The organism is Aeoliella straminimaris (assembly GCF_024054565.1).
Taxonomy (GTDB): domain Bacteria; phylum Planctomycetota; class Planctomycetia; order Pirellulales; family Lacipirellulaceae; genus Aeoliella; species Aeoliella straminimaris.
This window is the reverse complement of sequence record NZ_JAMXLR010000076.1, coordinates 111,274-132,550: the sequence shown is the minus strand read 5'-3', so window position 1 is coordinate 132,550 and position 21,277 is coordinate 111,274. Positions and strand designations below refer to the sequence as shown.

At 62.0% G+C, this 21,277-nt stretch carries 16 protein-coding genes; 9 read left to right on the top strand and 7 right to left on the bottom strand.

Going from position 1 to position 21,277, the window contains the following annotated elements:
* The first annotated feature begins 162 nt into the window (after positions 1–162).
* The 8 genes from NG895_RS22185 (at position 163) to NG895_RS22150 (ending at position 13,753) form a co-directional block, all read left to right on the top strand.
* Positions 163–786 carry a hypothetical protein gene (locus NG895_RS22185; RefSeq protein WP_252854731.1) on the top strand — a complete coding sequence of 208 codons (624 nt, stop codon included), beginning with the start codon at positions 163–165 and terminating at the stop codon, positions 784–786.
* Positions 787–803: 17 nt separating this feature from the next.
* Entirely contained in the window at positions 804–1,976 is a 1,173-nt protein-coding gene (locus tag NG895_RS22180) for an AAA family ATPase (RefSeq protein WP_252854730.1), read from the top strand.
* Positions 1,949–2,698: a hypothetical protein gene (locus NG895_RS22175; protein WP_252854729.1), complete on the top strand. Its 750-nt coding sequence runs from the start codon at positions 1,949–1,951 to the stop codon at positions 2,696–2,698. The genes NG895_RS22180 and NG895_RS22175 overlap by 28 nt, the downstream gene beginning before the upstream one ends.
* Positions 2,685–5,510 (top strand): hypothetical protein, encoded by a 2,826-nt coding sequence (locus NG895_RS22170; RefSeq protein ID WP_252854728.1) that lies wholly within the window; start codon positions 2,685–2,687, stop codon positions 5,508–5,510. The genes NG895_RS22175 and NG895_RS22170 overlap by 14 nt, the downstream gene beginning before the upstream one ends.
* Positions 5,497–8,298, top strand: a complete 2,802-nt coding sequence (locus NG895_RS22165) for a hypothetical protein (RefSeq protein ID WP_252854727.1) — start codon at positions 5,497–5,499, stop codon at positions 8,296–8,298. Before NG895_RS22170 ends, NG895_RS22165 begins: the two co-directional genes overlap by 14 nt.
* Positions 8,299–8,392: 94 nt before the next feature.
* Positions 8,393–10,168, top strand: a complete 1,776-nt coding sequence (locus NG895_RS22160; RefSeq protein ID WP_252854726.1) for a hypothetical protein — start codon at positions 8,393–8,395, stop codon at positions 10,166–10,168.
* Positions 10,165–11,868: a metal-binding protein gene (locus NG895_RS22155; RefSeq protein ID WP_252854725.1), complete on the top strand. Its 1,704-nt coding sequence runs from the start codon at positions 10,165–10,167 to the stop codon at positions 11,866–11,868. The genes NG895_RS22160 and NG895_RS22155 overlap by 4 nt, the downstream gene beginning before the upstream one ends.
* Before the next feature lie 292 nt (positions 11,869–12,160).
* Entirely contained in the window at positions 12,161–13,753 is a 1,593-nt protein-coding gene (locus NG895_RS22150) for a reverse transcriptase family protein (protein ID WP_252854724.1), read from the top strand.
* Here the strand turns inward: NG895_RS22150 and NG895_RS22145 are convergent.
* Genes NG895_RS22145 through NG895_RS22115 form a run of 7 tightly spaced genes read right to left on the bottom strand, consistent with a single transcriptional unit; the run spans position 13,750 to position 19,916 of the window.
* Positions 13,750–15,006: a BatD family protein gene (locus NG895_RS22145; RefSeq protein WP_252854723.1), complete on the bottom strand. Its 1,257-nt coding sequence runs from the start codon at positions 15,004–15,006 to the stop codon at positions 13,750–13,752. The two genes, NG895_RS22150 and NG895_RS22145, sit on opposite strands and share 4 nt — an antisense overlap.
* Positions 15,006–15,587 (bottom strand): tetratricopeptide repeat protein, encoded by a 582-nt coding sequence (locus NG895_RS22140; protein WP_252854722.1) that lies wholly within the window; start codon positions 15,585–15,587, stop codon positions 15,006–15,008. The genes NG895_RS22145 and NG895_RS22140 overlap by 1 nt, the downstream gene beginning before the upstream one ends.
* The gene (locus tag NG895_RS22135) at positions 15,584–16,522 is read right to left on the bottom strand and encodes a vWA domain-containing protein (protein WP_252854721.1); all 939 of its coding nucleotides are present in this window, start codon (positions 16,520–16,522) and stop codon (positions 15,584–15,586) included. The genes NG895_RS22140 and NG895_RS22135 overlap by 4 nt, the downstream gene beginning before the upstream one ends.
* Entirely contained in the window at positions 16,519–17,556 is a 1,038-nt protein-coding gene (locus tag NG895_RS22130) for a VWA domain-containing protein (RefSeq protein WP_252854720.1), read from the bottom strand. Before NG895_RS22130 ends, NG895_RS22135 begins: the two co-directional genes overlap by 4 nt.
* An 8-nt stretch (positions 17,557–17,564) precedes the next feature.
* Complete coding sequence (locus tag NG895_RS22125) at positions 17,565–18,029, bottom strand: DUF4381 domain-containing protein (RefSeq protein WP_252854719.1); 465 nt, start codon at positions 18,027–18,029, stop codon at positions 17,565–17,567.
* Positions 18,026–18,946: a DUF58 domain-containing protein gene (locus NG895_RS22120; RefSeq protein WP_252854718.1), complete on the bottom strand. Its 921-nt coding sequence runs from the start codon at positions 18,944–18,946 to the stop codon at positions 18,026–18,028. Before NG895_RS22120 ends, NG895_RS22125 begins: the two co-directional genes overlap by 4 nt.
* Positions 18,947–18,956: 10 nt before the next feature.
* A complete protein-coding gene (locus tag NG895_RS22115) occupies positions 18,957–19,916 on the bottom strand; it encodes an AAA family ATPase (protein ID WP_252854717.1) in 960 nt (319 codons plus the stop codon).
* 185 nt (positions 19,917–20,101) lie between these two features.
* On the opposite strand from NG895_RS22115, the gene NG895_RS22110 reads away from it, so the two are divergent.
* Positions 20,102–21,259 (top strand): alpha/beta hydrolase family protein, encoded by a 1,158-nt coding sequence (locus NG895_RS22110; protein WP_252854716.1) that lies wholly within the window; start codon positions 20,102–20,104, stop codon positions 21,257–21,259.
* The last annotated feature ends 18 nt before the right edge of the window (positions 21,260–21,277 follow it).

The window sequence follows — 21,277 nt, the reverse complement described above, 5'->3', positions numbered from 1 at the left end:
TCTGTTGGGGGTTTCTCGCCATGGTCCGCCGGGCTCCGGAACATGCTATCTTGGTGCTTCCCCAACCATGGTTCGGTGTTGCCGAACCACTACGCCACGCTGGCTGTCCAAAGTGTGATGGGGAGAAGGGGTGTTTGCATTAATTCGCCGTGGAGATGAAGGGTGCTGTTGGATTTTCTGAATGACCTCCTCGGCGGGAAGCAGGTCCACGTTGGCACCCCTCGTCACGTGTCCAGCGAGGACCGCAGCGACGCCGCAGCAGTGATAGCTCAATTCGAGCGGGATTACCGGACTGGTCTGCCTGGTGATCCCCCGCCGCTCGACATCCAGGCCGCGTCGTGGGCAGCCGAGTCAATGTACTATGCGGCGTCGCTGGTGATCCATCGCGACGCCGGGACTGACGCGATCGAAAAGCTGCTCGGCACGGCTCCCCCCGATCGCACTCAGGCTGAGTCGCATTACGCCGTCGACTTAACGATGCGATTTCTGCCCGACCTGCTGAAACTCGCCAAGTCGGCCGCCACGGACGATCCGCTAGTGAATCGACTCCTCCGCTGGGCGACCGACTGGCCCCTTTCTTCGGTTGCCGTGGAGTCTGTTCAACAGGTGGATGTAACACCGCTGCGAACCTCGCCAACACTGATGCGTCTTTATGCCGACCGGGTGATCGCCGCAGAAAACCATTCGCGACTCGACGATCCGGCCGTCGCAGAGGTGGTCAGGCAAGTCATTGGGGACTATTCTGAGCTCAGCCCCCGCTTGGCTCGAAAACTCACGCAAAAATGAGCGTCGGTAAACGTCTTATGTCAAATCCTGAAACCGATCCCGTCGAGCCAGCTACCCAACGGCTGGGGCACCAACTTCGCGCGGAGGTGCTCGAGCCCCTCAAAAGCAGCTTCGTTGGCAAGGACGAAATCGTCGACCTTCTGGGCCTCTGTTTGGTGGCGCGGGAGAACTTGTTCATGCTCGGGCCTCCCGGCACCGCCAAGAGCGCCCTGGTTCAGGCGCTTGCGCGGCAAATCGATGGCCGAGTGTTCGACTATCTTCTGACCCGCTTTACCGAGCCCAACGAAATCTTCGGGCCATTCGACATCCGCAAACTCCGCGAAGGCGAACTCGAGACCAACACCAGTGGGATGCTGCCCGAGGCCGACTTTGTCTTTCTGGACGAGCTGTTGAATGCCAACAGTGCGATCCTCAACAGTCTGCTGCTAGTGCTCAACGAACGTGTCTTCCGCCGCGGACGCGAGACGCGCGCGCTGCCCACCTTGATGGTCGTTGGCGCCAGCAACCACCTGCCCGAGGACGAAGCCTTGGGAGCCCTGTTCGATCGGTTCCTCATCCGCGTGAACTGCAACAACGTTTCCGACGAGAGCCTGGGGGAGGTGCTCGCGGCGGGCTGGAAAATGGATAGCCGATCCGAGGCTCACCCGGCTGACATCACGGCCGAAGATCTGCGCGCGCTCCAGCGGCTGGTGCCACAAGTGGCATTCGAGGCGATTCGTCCCAAGTATGTGGAACTCGTGGTAAAGTTGCGGAGCGCAGGCGTGAACATATCCGATCGCCGGGCGGTGAAGCTGCAGCGGCTGATGGCGGCCAGCGCGCTCTTATGCGGGCGGCTCGAGGCGAACCTGACCGACATGTGGGTACTCCGCTATATCTGGGACACGGAGGACGAACAGGAACTGCTCGCCTCGCTGGTGTCACAGGCGCTCGACGCATCCAGCGATCAGGAGCGGGCCGTGGGCCACCCTCGCTCGCTGGTGTCGGACGCTCCTGATGTCGAGCAACTCGAAGCCGATTTGTCACGCGCCGCTACCATGCTCGCCAGCGCAGATGCGAGTGATCGCAGCGTGCTCCGCGATCGATTGACGCTGCTTACCGCCCGATGCCAGTGGGTGGTCGATGCCCAGCAACGGAACTTCCTCGAGAACAAAGCCAACGAGCTATGGCGCAGCCTGGACGCTCAGACCTGAAATATCAGTGGTACGCTTGCTTACCGACCGAGGGGGTGGCCCGTGTGAGTCCGCTCCGCCTGGTGGCTGGTGTCGAAGTGCTTGCCACCGAAAGCCACGAGGTGTGGCTGCGTGGCACGAGTCTCGGCCTGCGGACCCACGACACCCTGCGATCGGTTCTTGGCTGCCGACTCTATCGTCCACACGGCGATGGCCAACTCTTTCCCCTAGGGCACACCGTTCCGCTGGGGTACGAGCCGCAAGGCACGTGGACGTCGCTGCGACAGTGGCTGACCACCACGCTGCCCAAATCACGCATGGCCGTGCGAGCCGTGGACTCTGTCCCGCTCTCGCTCGTTCGCAGCGGCAACTTCCAGCCCGCCGCACTGCTTTCGGTAGCCCGGTCCGATTGGTTGGCTTACGCCAGCACGGCTCCGCTAGCGCGGCTCGAGCGGTTGGTGTTCGCGACCAGTGCGAATCGAACCGTCGTAATGGGGCACCCCCTTCCCCCGCTGCCTGGCGAGTTCTACTGGATTCGCCACGGCATCGCCGCCCCGGTTGGCATGCGTTGGGCGCCGGCAATCGACGCCGCGGTGCTGGGCGAACTGTTTGGCTTGGGCGAGGGAGACATCGCGCTATTGCTGTTGAACGGTGGAAGTAGCGTGATTCGCAGCGACCAATTCGTGGGCGCCACGCGTTCCGCAGTCCGCCTGACGGAGGGCGCCGGCCATGCAGCACCGTGAACTCCTGATCCGCGAGTACTACGGCGCAGCGGACGACGGCTTCTGGCGTTGGGATAAAGCGGGCGATGCCATTGGCTGGTCCGATGGCAAACTCATCGCCTTTAACGAAGAGATCACGCATTGCCTCCAACAACTTGCGCCAAACGGATTGCCACGGCTCGGGGCACTATTGCTGCTGATGGCGGCCACACGGAAAAACTGGGCCGTCGACGGCAGCGAGGCGGGGCTGCTAACCGGAATGATCCAGTCGGCCCCAGATCCCACAGATAAAGCAGAAGACGAAGTAGTGAATCTCCTGCGACGCGGAAAGTCTGCGCCATCCAGGTCGCCATTTACGCCAGCCCAAAAGCGCATGACGCTGCTCGAGCGAGTGCTCACAGGGCTGCACAAGGTGCGAGCCCTGGATAGCAAGCTTCGCGCCTCGCTGGAAGCCAAGGCCGCCATCGCAGCGTTGGTTTTCGGCGATACCCAACCCGCCGTCGAGGCAAAGGATGCTCGCTTCGTGGCCGATGCAATTCGCCCCGGTTTGCTGAACCTGATCTCGTCGACCAGCGACGCCGTGTCGAGCGGTTACGGGCCTATTTTGCTGCTACGTGACTTGGCCGATCTGGCGTCCGGGCTCGATCGAGTGACCCCCGAAGCAGTTCGCCTGCGGATGGAAACGGGACTCTCGGAGTTGCCTGCCCCCGTGCCAATGGAGGAAGAGGAGGAGCAACAGCTCGCCCCCAGCGAATCGGCCCGGGCAGTGATTCAGGAACTGCTCGACTCGCCCGAGCACGCCGGCATGGCAAAATTGGCCAAGCAATTGCTCGCCAGCACAACGCTGCCACGCAAATTGTCGGAGTCGCAAGAACACGAAATGGGCGGATACTCCGATATCGCCAACCGCGGCACTCCTGACCGCTTGCTACTGAGTGAACTCGCCCAGGACGGGCTGACCCTGGCGGTCCGCGTGGCCATGAACGAGGCCATGTACCTGCATCGCGAGACGCCGCCCAGCATACCCCGGTTGCGACGCGAGTTGCTCATCGACTCCGGTGTCCGGGCGTGGGGCGTGCAGCGAGTATTCGCCGCGTCAGTGGCGCTGGCCCTGGCCGCTAACACACCTAAAGGTGCCACGTTTGGGGCGTGGCGAGGCACCGGTGAGAATCTCTCGGAAGTCGACCTCTGCACCACCCAAGGACTGATCGGTCATCTCGCCGCGCTCGAGCCCGACCCGCACCTGGGCGACGCAATCCCTGGCTTCGCCGCGCACATCGAGAAGTCGGAGGACCCCGTCGAGGCGATTGTCCTCATGCCGGCCGACGCACTGGCCGATCCGGCCGTCAAACAATCGCTTCGCGCGTTGGTAGCCGCCCGAGTTTATGTGGCCACCGTCGATCGGCAAGGAGAATTCCAGCTAAGCGAACGCGGCATGCGCGGCGAGAAAGTGATTCGCCGCGCGAAACTGTCGCTCGACCAATTGATGTCGGACAGTTCTCAGGTGAAGGACACCCAGGAACTCGATCGACTGCCGGCCATCTTCCGCGTCGAGCGCTTTCCATTGCGGTTGCCGGCTCAGCTGGACAACAAAAGCAGTTGGTCCATCGGCAACTGGGGCGCGCTGTCCGTTTCCAGCGACGGCCGCTTGCTGAGGTGGACAGAACCCAAAAAAGGTGGCGAGCAACTCAACGACCGCATGCCCAAGGGCAAGCTCTGGTGGGCCAGCCCCGATTGCATACAAGGATCAACCAAGTTCGTCTTCGGGTCTTCCCAGAAACTCGTGTTCTACGACTTGGACCTCCCCAATCGCGAACTGCGGGGCACGCCCATTCAGTGTCCTGTTGCAATGGGAGTCACGTTCCACAACGGCGTGCTCTTCTGCCTGCAACCCTTTGGCGTGACGGAAATCAATCCCATCACAGGAATGGCCGGCCGCCAATTAACCACGCCATCCAGCTTGACCTGGGTAGGCGGCCGCTACTTTGTGGATGGAAAAAGGCAAGCCTGGATGGCGCTATCCCACGACGGACACTCCGCCACACTTGATCCGCTACCGCATTTCGGAACATTACGGGACGAAGTAATACATGTCTGGGACGCCGTTGGATTCAGTGGACCGCTGGCTCTAACCATTCGTGGCGAACTACTCACTTCACAAGCCGATGACTACAAGTTGCTGCAATTCATGCCGCGGCTAGCTGGGTTCGAAGTACTGTCCGCGATTTACGACGGCACCCGCCTGGTGCTCACCAATCGCAATCAAATGGCCCACGAGACACTGCTGCTCACCCTCACTCCGGAAATAAATCTCCGCTCCTGGCACAGCGACGAGGCGGACGAGCGCATCGCAGCGATTGCCCGCCCGGCATCGCTTCGCAAGCGTTTCCGTTCCATTGGCATCACAAAGAACGGATCGCTCGCGATGCGAGCAACAAGGAGCGTCGTAGCTTTCGATCGGTACCGTGGCGGCTCTACCCTCCGCCAACACCCCCGTGCTACTCCGTTCGCTGCCGAACGGGACTTTGCAGAAGCAGATCTACAGGTTGGCTTCCGCTATCGTCTGCAGGTGGCAACCTGGCCGAGTGGTGACCGTGCCGTGCTCGATTCGCGCGGTCTATTGCATCTGCAACCAGTGGACGCCGAGCTGCCCGAAGTCACCCTGGTACTGGCCGAGGGTGAAATGACCGGCTGGTGCAACAACGGCACAACATTTGGCAAAGAGTACTTCTTGCCCGACGACAAGACGCCCACCCGTAGTGCGTCGGCGCAACGAAAGGTCTACGAGGACACGATCGGCCGCTTCGTGGAGGCTATCCGTGCCAACGATTGAACTGACAATCCGACCTCGCAGCAGTGACCCGCCGGAAGCCGTCGCCTGGTACCTGCCCGGCGGCAATACCGCCGAATGGCTGGAGGAGATCGCGCGGTGGCCGACCGCCCATGCGGCGATTCGCCTGATCGCGATCCGCGAATCGAGCGGCGCGGAAATCGCCGGCGCCGTGGCGATTCCGGGCGACAAGAAGTTCGCTACAAGCGGCAAGTGCGTCCCTCTCGCTCGGGTGGGTGAGAACCTCTACCTGCCAGTCGATGCCGAACTGTTTCCCGCGTTACCGCGAGACGAAGTCGTCGAACTGCTGGCAGCCGAGTACGTCTATGTGTGGCTACCCGGTCGGGGACTTACGGCCGCCGAGTCCGTTGACATGCTCCGTGTGGCAGACCTGATGGAGCTTCCCGTGGGCGCGGGCGTCGATTGGAGCCAGGCCGTCCCCGGCATCGCCTTTGCTCATCGGCTCATCGCCATTCTGCCCGACGCGCTTCCCTCCTTCGATGATGTCATCGACGAAGGCCGGGACGACATCGGCGAGCGAGCCGGCGAATTGAAGGATCTGCCGAAGTCGCCTAACGAACCTCTCTCCAACGTCACCGGCGCAGCCATGCGTTCGGCGATGCGCGCGGCCGCGGTACCCGCCATGGGAGTCGGCTGGATGCTGTCGGCCCTTGGCAACATCGCATCGCTTGGTGGTATACGTCCGGGTCCTTCTCTGACGGGTGGCTCTCGCAGTGGCTCGGGCGGTCTGTCCAATTTCGCCAACGAACTGTTCAACAAGATCTCGCAGTCGCTCGAAGCACAGCGGAACAAGGAAATCGGCCGGTTGCTGCATATGCTCGAGAGCGATCCCGACCAGGGACTGAAGTTTGCCATCCCCTTTGGCGGGGGTGGGCAGCATCGCGGGCTCGCAACGCCTGGCGGTCGGCTGGGGATGCGGAACGTCGAGTTCAGCCTCGGCCGTCTGGGCGGTGGGGGGGCCGCCGACTTTTGGAATATGTCGCCCGATTATCAGCAGCGGCTCATCACCAAGTATCGAGAGCTTGCCGCCCGCGAGACACGCCTTGGACGCCACCGCCGCGCCGCCTACATCTACGCCGAACTGCTGGGCGACCTGCGTTCCGCGGCCTCGACGCTCGAACAAGGACGGCACTTTCGCGAGGCGGCCGTCCTCTACAAGGACAAACTCAACAATGCGTCAGCCGCCGCGGAGTGCCTGGAACGCGGCGAACTATGGAACGAAGCCATCGAAGCGTACCGCCAACTCGGGCGGCACGAGAAGGTGGGCGACCTGCTGACGCATATCGAACAGTACGAAGAAGCGGCCGCCGCCTATCACTTGGCAGCCGACGAGTTGAAGAGCCGCCAAGACCTGTTGGGTGCCGCGCGGATCTACGAAGAGAAGCTCAACGATTGCCGGCTGGCGCTCGATACGCTCGATGCCGGTTGGCCAAGTGCCTCGCAAGCTCAACGTTGCACAGCCGCGAGCTTCGCCCTACGGGGTCGACTCGGCTGGCACGACGAAGCCAAGCAGCGAACCGCCGAGCTCTCCGCCGACGCCGAGTTGCTGGGCCGCTATGCGGATATTGCGGAGATGCTCGCCAACGTATTCGAGCACTACCCCGAGTCCGAGGTTCAGGGCGAGGCGGCGCGACTTTCGCGTAACCTGATCGCCAATCGCCTGCGCCATGCCGGACTCGCAGAGGCCGATCAACTGGTCACCGTGCTTTTGCGATTGGATCCGAGTGATCGCTTGCTCCGTCGCGATGGGTGGAGATTCGTCGACAAGCGCTCCGATGCTTCACAACCGTTGCAGCCTGTCCTCGCTCGGACAAAAAAGAACCAGCTGCAACTCGTTCGCCGCTTCGAACTCGGCCTGGACGGTGTGTGGCGGTCGGCCATCTCCTTGGGCGAGTTTATCATTGCTGCTGGAGTCATGGAGGGGCGAGTTGTGTTCGCCCGCCTGCACGGCAACGGCGAGGTCGAGAAATGCCTGACGGCCTGGCCGAGAATGGCGGTTCCGTCGGACACCGCGGTTGTCATGCACGGCGGCCAGTCGCCCCTGCGAGTCTATTCGATCGGCGAACCAGCGCTGCCTGAGAAGCAGGTTTTCTCGATCACTGGCTCGGGCACCGGCGCCGTTACGGCCGGCACTCCTCGCGGGCTGGACGTGGTGTGGGGCGTCGCAGCGGGCAAGACAGGTCACACGTGGGCCATCGCCAACCGCGACGACCCCGCGCTGGTATGTGTCGACTCCGAGGGCGCGGTAATCTCTACCCAATCGCTGCTCGCCGCCGTCGATGCACCGTGGGACCTGGTGTCCCACCCCATTCCCATGCATGCTACGGGCGATCATCTGGTAATCGCAGTCGGTTACAAGTTGCTCAGCGTCAAGAACGGTCAGGTGGAGCAATTGGAAGTGCTACCCGATCGCGTGATCGAACTGGTTGGTGGCAGCCCCTACGCAGCACCCGTGTTGGCGGCCTGCATGGAGTCGGGCGTTGCCGTGGTGCGTCTCGGCTACGACGGATACGTCAGGACCGTGGCACAGGACCTTCAAAAGCCGACGGCGTTACTGAACTCGGGTGGCTTTCTAATAGCGGCCGACAAAGGCACAATCCAATCGCATGAACTGGGGGGGCTGAAAACCTATCGCAGCGACAAACAAGGCTACGCTGAAGCCAACCACAGTACCGGCAAGCCAATTGCAATCCTGCCCGCAGAACAAACCAACCGTTTCACTCTTGTTTCGGAGACCGGTGTGATATCGGTCTACGAAGCAAAGAGTTGACATCGGCAGTCGACTGCCGGATATTACGTGCTGCATGGCGCTCGTTGAGCGACTACATGGTTTTCTGCTAACTACGACAACGCGGCAGCTGAAAATGGCCAAGGATGCCCCAGCGCACGACCTGCTGCTGGCCGAGGAGTATTACTCGGCCGAAGACAGTCGTTTCATTCCAGCCTTGCGCAAGGTCACTGATTCGAATCGCCTGGCGCAGTTTGCCGACCGCTGGAAGCATGACCAACGGATCTGGTCTCGAACACAGAAAGTCGAATACCTGCGGGGCGAGCCCAACTGCGTGGGGCACCAGCCAGTCGTGAAGCGGCTGTTCAAGCAAGCCGAGGAAGACAGTGACCACACCGTGGTGGCCGCGTGCGCCGCGTTGTTCGACCGACTGGTGCGGCATGTGAAACGCACTCGGTACCGATATCACTGGCCAAGTCGCACAAGCTGGACGGAGGACTATCTCGCCACAACCAGCCCGAAACTCCCCTATGGAAGTCGGCCCAGAAAAGCCAGAAACCCTTTCACGGGCGAGCCCATCGATGTGCCGCCGCCTCCGGCTCCCAAAGACGCGATCTATTTCTCGTATCGGACACGCTATTACCTGCAGCGGCGGGCCTGGCGATATTTTCGTCGCCTGGCCTTTCGCGCTCCTCAGCAGTATGTCGATGCTGCGGTACTCTTGCTGCGTGAGTATCGCGATGCCGACTTCGAACGTGGCGAGCGGATCCTCGACTGCTGGACCTTGCTGCAGCTCGCGTTCCGCGAGCACCCCGCGCTCCGCTTCGGACGCGAACGGATCCGCCTGGCCGAAGGGGGTTCGCTGGGCCAACTCACTGCGGCGCCGCGATTTCGTAAACTCTGGCAAACCACCGCGGCGTTCGATCAACTGATCGAACTGATGGACAATGCGCCAAGTCGGCTGGTTCGCGTGTGGGCGATGCAACTCCTGGCGCAAGATCACAGCGAACGAATCGCCTCGCTGCCCGCTGCGAAATTGCTCGCACTGCTCACCAGCGAGGATGAAGATCTCTGGCAGTTCGCCGCGCGGTGCTTGAAGGACAACCCACACCTCCACAATATCCCGCTCGAAGCTTGGCTCGAGCTGATCGATCAGGCTCCCCCCACTGCCCTGCCAGCGGTGTGCGAAGTGATCGAGAGCAACCTATCCGCCGAGCGACTGTCGCTCCAGCAGTGCGTCGAGCTGGCCCTTCGCGAGCCAACTTCGATCGCCCAGCTCGGCCTTCGTTGGTCGCGCAGCAAGTCGATACAGTCTGAAGATGACTACGAACTGGTTGCACGGCTCGCCGATGTGCGGTGTGTGGCGATCGCCGAAGAAGCGGCCGACTGGGCGCTGGGCCTGGTTGGTTCCAGGGCGGAATACGACCGCGACCATGTCTCCCGTTTTTTCGATAGCCTCTCGCCCGGCGTGCGACGCCGTACCTGGGCGTGGCTTGAATGCGACGAGTGCCCTGGGGCAGACGATCCGGTGTTGTTCTGTCGCTTGCTGGAAACTCCGTTCGACGACCTTCGCTTGCGAGTGGTCGATCTGCTGGAAAGACGCAATCTACCGGGCGAAGCCCGGCCCGGCCTCGTTCCGGTATGGACATCGGTCCTATTGGGCGTGCATCGTGGCGGCCGACAGAAGCTCAAGGCGACCCGTCAGCTGGCCGACGAGCTAATCCGCCATCCCGAGCGAGCGAATGATCTGCTGCCGGTCCTGGCCGCGGCCGTTCGCTCGGTTCGACAACCCGAAGCCCGGGCAGGCGTGGCGGCCATTGTGTCATCGCTGACCACCAACCCTCAATTGGCCGGAGCAGTCGCGCGGAACCTACCTGAGCTGGAAATTATTCCGGCGGAGGCGCCCGCATGAACCTCGACGTCGCCTACCAAGGACATAGCGGTCTGGTCTCCGCCGCCGGTGGAGCCCGATCGCTGCGTCTGGCCGCCAACCTGCAGCGCGAGGCGGTGGCCTTCGACGCCTCGCTGCGAACGCCACTGCGTTTTCGCGAAGCCATCTCGGCGCTACACGACGTGGTAATCAGCGACCTGCGATTCAAGCCCCGCGACCGTGAAGCCTACGATGCCTGGAAACGTGCTGAGCGGTCTCGCGAAATGCAAGTGCAGCGTACCGAGTACGAACGTTTGAAGAAGGAAATCCTGGACAACAAGCCGGAAATCGCTCCCGAATTCGAGAAGAAGTATAACGCACTGCGGCGACGCTACTGGCAGTTGAGATCAAAATACTCCATGCAACTGATGCGTCGCAATCCCGAGATGTGGCGGCTGCTGATGCCATGCGACCCAGTGGTCACGGTGGCCGACGACGTGGTGTTTTTCGAGTGTTTCTCGGCCGATCAGTCCAGCTACGGCTGCCTGACGGTGAATCGCGACGACGCATTTGGTAGTAGTTCGAGCCTGCAATTGGGCACCACGAATGTAGACTACTCGTGGGCCCTGTACGACCACTTTCAAACGCTACGCAGCTATCGCGAGACACGACTGAAGGTCGACCCCGATGGCGTCGCGGCCACCACCACGGGCGGTGGCGAACACCGCGAAGAAAAGATCGATCTTCCGGACGGCTGGCTCCGCGGCTTCATGCAATTGCAGAGCGCGATGACGCTGCCGATGCGACGCGTTACGCTTTCGCGCGACGCGGTTTACTCAATCCTCGCCTGGCTCAAGCGACACAAAGCCCATAAGAGTCCACGGGCGATGCGATTTTCACTCTCGCCAGGGCAGGCCCCGGAGGTAATCCTCGAGCCTTGGCAGCAACGCTTTACCTCCTACGGCACCACCTACGATGGCTCCCCCACCGAGCCGATCCGCATCTGGGGGGCACGGCGCGTACTGTCGCTGGCCAGACTGCTACCACTAATGGAATCGTGCGACGTCTATCTACTGGGAACCGGCATGCCGAGCTTCTGGGTCGCACGCATGGGCGAAATGCGGCTCACCCTGGGGCTGAGTGGCTGGACCGTGAACGATTGGAGCAGCGGTTCGGCGCTCGAAGCGCTGTTGCCGCCCGGCGAGGTAGGCAGTGGGCGCTTACAGTCGGCGACTAACCTGCTGCGCAAAGATCGCGCGCTCAGCTTCGATGCCCTGCAGGCCGCGATGGTCTGCAATCCGGGCGATTGTGCGGCAACGCTTAACCAACTCGCCCTGTCGGGCCAGGTGATTCACGACCTGGCGGCGGGCGTCTACCGCTGGCGTCAAGTGATGCCGATGCCAGTGGGCCCGGCAGAGATCGGCAGCGAGTCGCCCGAACTGGTCGCCTCGCGGAGAATCCTGCAGCAACGCCATACGGCCATCATCAGCCGAACTATCGGGCCAAGCAGCTTGGACATTGTGGTTGGCAACGCGGATGGCAAATCCGTGAAACTAGTGCTGGATGCCGACGGGGCGATCAAACGCGGCATCTGCGATTGCAGCCACCATCGTCGCGCTGGCATCCGCCGTGGTCCCTGCCGCCACTTGCTGGCACTGCGAGCCATGGCACTCGGGCAGGCGCCGGAAGATAAGTCGACCACGGAATGGTACAACCGGCTGCTCCGATTGTCGAAGAACTGAATTTGTAGATACAGGACATTAACACAATAGATAACACAAAGTGGGGTGCGTCGGCTTTCCAAGACTTTTCTGCGGCGATACGCCGTGGGTGAAATTGGTTAGCATTGCTTCCCCAAGGCCGTTGTTCGTTTGCAGGTGTACGTTACCGTCGCACCTGGCCAAGACGAGCCTTCGACTCACCGGTGCGACGGTAACGTACACCTGCTTGAGTGAACGACCTTGGTCCGCGGCTGCGAAGTTGGGAAGCCGGCCACCCCTGTTTTGATATTTCTCGCAACGCATACACGGCAACATGGGTCTTTTTGACTGGCTATCCAATCTGTTCGGCGGATCGAGTTCACGCGGTCCCGACTCGAGCCATAACGGCGGCGGCCCCCCCGCGACATCGACCGCCCCTGGCCAGCAAAGCCCTCCGGCACGCCGGCCCAAACCCCAACCGCCAGAATCAAAACGGCTCGAGGGACTCGACGCGGCGCAGTTTGCGCCGCTCGACACGAGCGAAGCCAAGCGGCAAGCCAAGTCGCTCGGACCGCTGTGGACTAACCCCTGGTTTGGACGCCGCGATGTGATCCCGCCTAGCAGTGATCAGCGAACCTTGCTAATCGATCGGCTGATGGTCACCGAAGGTTTGACCACGCCGGATGAGTTGGCCGAGATCCACGCCGTTGGCGCCGAGATGGACCGACTGCGGCCCGATCTTTTGCACGCCGCAAAACGTGCCCAGCAAGCGGCGGCCCGCGATCGCGAAGAGCGGCAGCGGCGCAAAGCGGAGAAGAAAGCGGAAGCGGCTGAGAAGAAACGTCTGCACGCCGCAGCCGTGGCAGAGCGCCGCCGCAGCGATATCGTTTTTCTGGGCCGTGGAGTTTCGCGCGGTCTTGCGGATCGCAAGTCGGACATCGCAAAGCTAGCAGAACGCGAACTCCCCGTCGTCCACACACCGGCCGAATTGGCTGCGGCCATGTCGCTCTCGGTCGGTGAACTTCGCTGGCTCGCCTACCACACCGAGGCAGCCGAACGCATTCACTACGTGCAGTTTTCGGTCCGCAAAAAAAGCGGTGGCCTGCGGGTGCTGTCTTCACCACATCAGAAGCTGCGGAAGGCTCAGAGCTGGATCCTGGAGCACATATTGGTGAAGCTAGCGGTACATGACGCAGCGCATGGATTTGTCGTAGGCCGCGGCACCGTGACCAATGCAGCGCCACATGTTGGACAGCTGGCAGTAGTAAACGCCGACCTGAAGGACTTTTTCCCCTCAATCACCTTTCCGCGGGTCGAAGGCTTCTTTCGCGGCCTGGGGTACTCTGGCGCCGTGGCAACGATTCTTGCCCTGCTAGTTACCGAGTGTCCCCGCCAGCAAGTGCGTTACGCCGGCAGAGAACTGTGGGTGGCCACCGGCCCGCGGTCGCTGCCGCAAGGTGCGTGTACGAGTCCCGCACTATCCAACGCGATTGCCTGGCGACTCGACAAGCGACTGACGGGAATCGCCAATAAGCTCGGCTGGACTTACACCCGCTACGCTGACGATCTGACCTTTTCTTCATCAGGGGAGTGCTCTCAGCAGGTGGGCTATTTTCTCGCGCGCCTGCGCCATATCGTTCACGATGAAGGCTTTCACCTAAACCGCGAAAAGACCCGCGTTCAGCGACGCAACGCCCAGCAGTCGGTCACTGGCATCGTGGTGAACGACCGCCCGGGTGTATCGAGGAAGACCGTTCGCAAGCTGCGGGCCATCCTGCACAACGCCAAACGCACCGGCCTGGCCGCGCAAAACCGCGAGAATCATCCCGATTTCGAGGGCTGGCTGCAGGGCATGATCGCCTACGTGCGGATGGTCAATCCCGAACAAGCGGCGCCACTTGTCGACGCGCTGGAGCAGCTTCGCTAGCGCGTTGGATTCAGCCGAGGCAACGCCCCGGTTTCGGGTCGCTTCTCGTGGTCCATCGCTGTCGCTTCTCGGAAAGCGGCCGCCATCTCGCTGCCGTTCCATGTCGAGGGATCACCACAGCCGTAGAGCGTTCGCTGCAATTCCGTGGCCGCGGTGGCCAGGCGTGGGGAGACGTTCTGTGGAGGTGACAGTGTTGCCTGCCACTCAAGCCAAGCTGCGTCGGCAGCGGGGGCGTCGCTCCGCCGACAAGCTCGCAGCAACTCGCGCGCGATGCGCCGCTCGAGTGGATTGAGCTTCTCCCACAGGCTGCAGAAGCACTCTTGCAACCGCCGGCGCTGCCAGTAATACAACCCGCCTGCCGCCAGGACGACAAGTAGCCACAGTAGCCAGCTGAGGTCACGCTCATTGGCCGGGGCCGAATCATCGGCAGTGGCGACTGCGGTCACTTCGAACGTGGCGGCAGGCAATGTTGTTGAGCCGTACTCTTGCTTGTCAGGATTCCACCACACGTACTGAATCGCTGGTAACGTCGCGTTGCCCGGTTCCTCGAGAACGTAAGTGATTCGATCCGACCGACTGCCTGCAAATGCTCCCCGCTCGGTATCGTCGGTAATCACCGGATCGTCAAAGTGAACACTCACCCCCGCGGGCTCCTTGGTCGGTGGTGGGGCCAGGGCCATACCGGTGACCTGCTCGGCGTTTTGCGTGATGGTGCGGTGGAACACGGCGCCTTGCTGCGTTTTGCCCGGAGTGGGGTCCCATTGCTCCGTGACCTTCAACGAGTCGGTGGTCACCAGGAACGTCGCGGGATCGCTCTCTGGCGGCCGCTCGATCTGGAACTGGATGGCTGGCACCTGTTCGCGATAATCTTTCGCCGGCCCCGTGAAGCTATCGCGACTGGCGTAGCGAACATCGAACGCTGGGACTTCTAAAGCACCATCGGCTTGTGAGAACAACACAAACTCGTGAGTCTGCACGAACCACGACTCGTCCTCGATTTCCTCATTAGACACAACGGGATTGCCCACCTTGAGGATCACGGTCCTTGGCACTGCCGGAAGCGAGAACGAGGCGGCCCCTACGAACGGCCCTTTGCCCCGCAGTTTGACGTAAAAAGCAACCTTTTGCCCGACCCAGGCCTCGGACTTCGGAGCGTCGATCGTGACAAGTTTCACCTCGGCCAACGCCGCGTACGCATGCATCACAATCAGGGTGACGATCGCAGCAACCACTTTTCGGCAGAGTCCTGGCATCAATCCGTCTCCTCGCCTGCTTCGGCGTCCTGAAAGGCGAATTTGGCTTTCAAGAAGTCGGCCGGCTTGGTCTGCACGTTGCGTAGCCACATTGCCTGCACCCCGGCGTCGGTCACCGCCTGATCGCTCGCCACTTCGGTCTCCTCGCCCCCCGGAGGCTTGTTTTTATCGAATACGATCTCATCGGCACCTTCCTCCTGATCGCCGAGATCTCCGCCTTGCGTGTCAAGTCGTTTCGCGCGTGCCGCCGCCAAATCGCGATTCTCTTGAGCTGCCTGCCAGCCGGGACGCTGCTTCAAGGCTTTGTCGTAGCTGACGATGGCCTGCTGGTATTTGCCGAGCATCACCCAAGCGTTGCCCTCATTGAAGTGGGCGTCCGGCGTATGCACGCGGGCAAAGGATTGCGCCGCTTGCTCGAACTCACCCGCTCGATACCAGGCCACCCCTTGTCGCATGGGATCGTCGAACGTTTTGGCAGCTTTGGCATACTGCTTGCGTTCCATGAGGCGTTGGCCCTGTTGGTCGGGCGTGAGCCACAGGCCCGCCCAGGTGATGGCTAGCACTAAAAAGTATCGGCTCATGACTGCCCCTCCGGCGTGACGACTCGTCGACGGCGGAACGAAAGGGCCACGATTAAGGCAATCACAGGCGAGAGCCAGTAGCCCGCCTCCTGCCAACGGTCGCTCTCACCTGCCAGGCCTTGGAAGGCTCGCCGTTCGGCAAAACTGATCACGCTCGTTAGGTCCTGGTCATCCACGGCCAGCGCCTGCACTTCGGCGTGTAGCTTGCCGGCCGCCTGCTGAATACTGACCCCCTCTGGACTGTCGTCGCCGCCCAGAGAAAGGAACTGAATAGGAAACGATGGCTCTAACTTGCTCAGTGCCGCGACCGCCTGGGTGTCAATTTCCGCGGTATCGGCCACCACCAGCAACGATCCCCCTTGCTGCAGTTGAGCCAGCAGCTTCGTCGCTTGCTCGATCGCCAGATCCAAACGGTCGCCCGGCTTAGGCATGATCGCGGGGCTGACTTGCGATGCCATCTTGGCAACGACTTCGGTGTCGTGTGTTGGCGGCAGCACCAGGTGCGCCGAGCCCGCATAGGCGATCAGACCAAGCGGCTGTCCTTGCCGCAACTCGGCCAGGTCTTCGATCTTCAAATGTGCGCGTTCCATCCGCGAAGGCTCTGGAGGCGTCTGGTTCATGCTGTCGTCGGCCTTAAGCAGAATCAACAGCGGCTGCGCGTCGGCAGCGAAGGGATTCGGCTCCAACCGCCAGGTGGGCCCTGCCACGGCAAGCACCACCAATAGCCAGGCCGCCAGCAGCAGCCACGGTCGCCAGTCGCGGTGCGACTCTCGACCGACGACCAGGGCCTCGAGCAACTTTGGGTCGATCTGACTTCGCCAGCCACTCAAGGCATCGCTACGTCGCTGCCAGAACCACCAGACGACCACCGCCACGGGCAACATCAGCAGCCACCACGGGCGAAGGAAATGAAAATTGGAGAACTGCTCGATCATGCCGTCCACTCCAGTTTGCCCGTGACCGGATTGACGTGCACAGCATGACCGTCATGCCTTTGGGGCGCTCGGTGACGATCCGCGAGCAACGTATACGCTCGATGGCACACCGATAGCACCAGTGCCACGGCCAGCGGCCAATAGAAGAGGTCGCGCCGCGGCCGATGGCTCACGGTTTTCACCTGGCGGGTTTCGATCTTGTCGAGTTCGTCGTAGATGCCCTCCAAGCTCGTCAGGTCGGCGGCAAAGAAGTACGAACCACCTGTGGCCGACGCCACGTCGCGGAGCGCCTGCTCATCGAGCTTGTCCTCACCAGCGGTCGTTGGATCGCCGATGGCCACGGTGTAGATGCGAATATCACGCTGCGCGGCCACGCGGGCGGCCTGCACCGGTGGAACCAGGCTCTTGGTATCGTTGCCATCGGTCAGAGCGATCATCGTCTTGGCGGGTGCGTCGCTTTCGTCGAACAGGCCCACACCAAAGCCAATTGCATCGCCCAATGCTGTCCGGGGCCCTGCCATCCCGACCTGGCATTCGTCGAGCAATTTGCGGACGAGATCCAGGTCCGTGGAGAAGGGAGCCTGCAAGTAAGGTGCGTCGCCAAACACCACCAGCCCGACGCGATCACCCTGTCGACGGTCGAGAAAGTCGCCCAGCACCTGCTTTACTGCCGTCAGCCGATCGATTTTCTTCCCCTGTTGGTTCTCGAAGTCCTCCTGCAACATCGAACTCGACAGGTCGACCAACAGCAGCAGGTCGCGCGTCGGCAGTTCCTTGGTAATCGGCGGTTCTATCCATTGCGGGCGTGCCATGGCCACCAGCACCAGCAGCCACAGCAGCACCGGTAGGAACAGTCGTCGTGCTTCGGTAGTGGCAGCCGGGGAACCGCCCGCCGACCCCAGCGCGGAAGCCAATCGCTCGCCGAACGGAACTCGCACGGCAGCTTGCCGCGACTCGGCCGCCGGCAACATCGCGCGCAGCACCCACGGTAGGGGCAACAGCAGAAACAACCATGGATAGCTGAAGGTAAGCATCGCGAAGGCTAACGGGGTACTCTATCGTTCGATGGGTGCTGTTCGATCCACTTCTGGGCGTACTCTTTCAGCAGCGAGACATTACCGCTACCGGCCGACTGTTGATAGACGCCCGCCGCCAACAACTCTCGAACCTGCGGTGGCATATTCGCGGACGTGCTCTCCGCCAGCCAACTCGCCCAGCGATCCCCGGTGAGTGAAGCGACGGTAGATCGCGGGGCGGCAACCAGGGCCGTCCGACGCAGCACGGCGGAAATGTCGGTCGGCGTCGTGGCGTCGTTCAATTCGCGGAGGGCAGCGCGGCGGTACGCGTTGGCCCGCCAATGTTGCCAGCGACGCACTCCCAGCCAAGCGAGCACTACCGCGGCGATGGCCATCACCACGTACCAACCTGGCGCGGGCGGCCACCAGGGAACCGGGGCTGGCTCCACGACGTCGTGCAGGCGATCAAGGCTCGCAGGGTCGCTACTCATGCTTTTTGGGGTCGATTGCCAAACAGGGCGCGAATTTGTTCGGGTACCGCGCGGGCCGCCGAGATCGGCAGCACGGGCACGCGCAGCGCGCGGAAGATCTCTCGCCACTCGTCCAATCGTTGCTGGAACGCACTGCGGAAGTCCTGCGTGAAGTTCCCGCCACCGGCGACTTCCCACGTCCGACCGCGATCGCTCGCCAGCATGCCGGGCGAACCAACCAGCGAGGCCCCCAATGGGTCATAGACGGCGGCCACCAGCATGTCGTTGTGAGCCGCTATTCGCGCTGCGAGTCGCGATGTCTCTTCGTCCGCCCCGTCCAAGTCGCTTACGAGCACGACCAGGTGGTCGTGCTTGGCGACCTGAAACGCTTGCGTGAGTGCTTGATTGAGCGTCGCGCTGTTGTCGTGCGAGTGGGCCGTGACTAACTGTTCGTTCAGGCGAACCACCTCGTGCAATAGTTGCAGCACGCGGGTCTGACTTCGGTGCGGTCGGATTTCGACGATTTCGTTGTCGCCGAGCACGAGTCCCCCTACCCGATCGCCAGCGTCCAAGGCTCGCCAGGCGCCCAAGGCGGCCAGTTCCGCCGCGGCGACCGATTTCATCGCCCGCTGACTGCCAAAGAACATGGTCTGGCGCTGATCGACCACCAGCAGCACCGGTCGTTCGCGTTCCTCGGTATAGACGCGGACCTGCGGCGATCGAAGTCGGGCGGTCGCTTTCCAATCCATCGTGCGAATGTCGTCGCCCTCGCGATACTGGCGTAGCTCTTCAAACGACAACCCCCTTCCCCGCAACCGGGAGGCGTGCCGTCCCGACAGCAGCGAGCCAACGGGTTGACGTGGCGAAAACGAGAAGCCGCGGGCGTCCGCTTTCAGCAGGATGAGCTCTTCGAGCGTCGTGGTTACGCGTCCATCCATCTGAATACCTCTACACGGGGACCACGCACTTCAGCAATTCTTCAATCACCTGCGTGCGGGTGACGCCGGCGGCCTCGGCTTCGTAGGTCAGATGGACCCGGTGGGCCAGGCAAGCGGGAGCGACGGCCCTGATGTTGTCGGGCGACACAAAATCCTGTCCCGCCAACCAGGCGTGCGCCCGGGCCGCAGCGTCCAGGGCGATGGTACCCCGAGGACTGGCTCCCAGGCGAATCCACTTCGGCAGGTTGCCTTCGTACTTTTGTGGTTCTCGGGTGCCGAGTACCAGGTCGACGATGTATTGTTCAGCGGCCTCGGCGACATGAATGGCATTGACGGCCCGCCGCGCATCGAACACCACCTGCTGCTCGATCTTCGGTAGTGGGTCGGCCGCGTGCCCCGACTTTTCACCTCGCACCAAACGCAAAATCGTGGCCTCGTTCTCTCCGGCCGGATAGTCGACGCGGACATATAACAGGAAGCGGTCCATCTGGGCTTCGGGCAGCGGATAGGTGCCTTCCTGCTCAATTGGATTCTGTGTTGCCAGCACCAGAAACAACTCGGGCAGTTTGTGCGTCTCGCCAGCGACTGTTACCTGCCGCTCTTCCATGGCTTCGAGCAGGGCAGACTGCACCTTGGCCGGCGCGCGATTGATCTCATCTGCCAGGATCAAGTTGCCAAAGATCGGCCCCGGTTGGAACTCGAACGTGGCGGTCTGCTCGCGGTAAATCTCCGAGCCGGTCACATCCGATGGCAGCAGGTCGGGCGTGAACTGGATCCGGCCGAACTGGCTGTCGACCAGATGGGACAGCGTCTTCACGCTGCGGGTTTTCGCCGTGCCGGGTAGCCCCTCCATCAACACATGCCCGTTGGCCAACAGGGCCACGAGCATGCGCTCTACCACGTCCTGCTGCCCAACAACAGCAGCGTTCATGGCATCGGAAATCTTTAGTATCGCCTCGCGCGGCTCCATGAAAGCCTCGTAGTTAGGTGAGCGGTAGAATAGTAGGCCCTCAGCATACTACATCTTTTCCCATTTCTCGACGACTCCTGCCGAGGGTGGCACCAAAAACTGGTGCCCGGCGCAACGGTTTCTGATATCTTTGTAGCCATCCGTCTCTTTTGATTCGCGTCCCGGTTTCTGAAAGGCGAACTCTCATGCGTTCCTCCAGCACCGTGAAGTTCTACGTTGTTGCCAGTTTGCTGATCGCCGTCACGGCTCACGGCGAGGAAGAGCCACGCTTGCGAGTGGGGCATGCGCACACTCAACCCGAGGCAGCGGCCGAGCTCGCCGCGCTGCGCGACGCGTTGCCCGATCTCGCTGCCTGGCAGAAGCGGCGCGAGCAACTCATCGCGGGAATCAAGCGCGGTGCGAAGCTCGAAACCTTGCCCGAGAAGACACCACTCGAGCCCATCGTTACTCACAAGGAGGTGTTCGATGGCTACTCCATCGAGAACGTTGCTATTCAAAGCTCGCCCGGCTTCTACGTCACTGGCACACTCTATCGTCCCACCAAGCAGTACGACTCCTACGCCGGCATCCTCAGCCCGCATGGGCATGGCGGTCGGTTTGGCGACAACCGCCAGATTCGCTGCGCCGTGCTGGCGCGGATGGGCGCCATCGTGTTTCAGTACGACATGGTTGGTTACGGCGACTGGCAGGAAGCCGGCTGGGACCATCGGGCAACTCCTGAAGTGCTGCGGCTGCAAACCTGGAACAGCATCCGCGCGCTCGACTACTTGCTGTCGTTCGACGGAGTCGACCCCGAGCGCATCGGCATGACCGGCTGCTCCGGTGGTGGTACACAAACGTTCGTCCTCACGGCCATCGATCCGCGGGTGAAAGTCTCCGTGCCGGTTTGTCAGGTATCGGCTCACTTCTTCGGCGGCTGCGTTTGCGAAAGCGGTATGCCCATTCACTGGAGCGATACCCACAAGACCAACAACGTAGAGATCGCCGCCCTGGCGGCACCTCGGCCGCAACTGATGGTCTCCGACGGTGGCGACTGGACTCTCAACACGCCCGAGGTCGAGTACCCGCACGTCAAATACATCTACGAACTCTACGGCAAGCCGGACCTCGTCGAGAACGCCCACTTCGCCGACGAGGGGCACGACTACGGCTACTCCAAGCGGCAGGCCGCTTATCCGTTCCTGGCCCAGCACCTCTCACTCGACATCAAGCCGCTCCAGCTCGCCGACGGCACGGTCGACGAATCGTTCGTCGCCGTTCAGCCGTACGAAGCGCTCCTGGTGTTCAATGCCGAGCACCCCCGCCCGGCCGATGCGGTGCCGCCGAACATGCCGCTGCCGTAGGAGTTGGCGAGGGCGGGA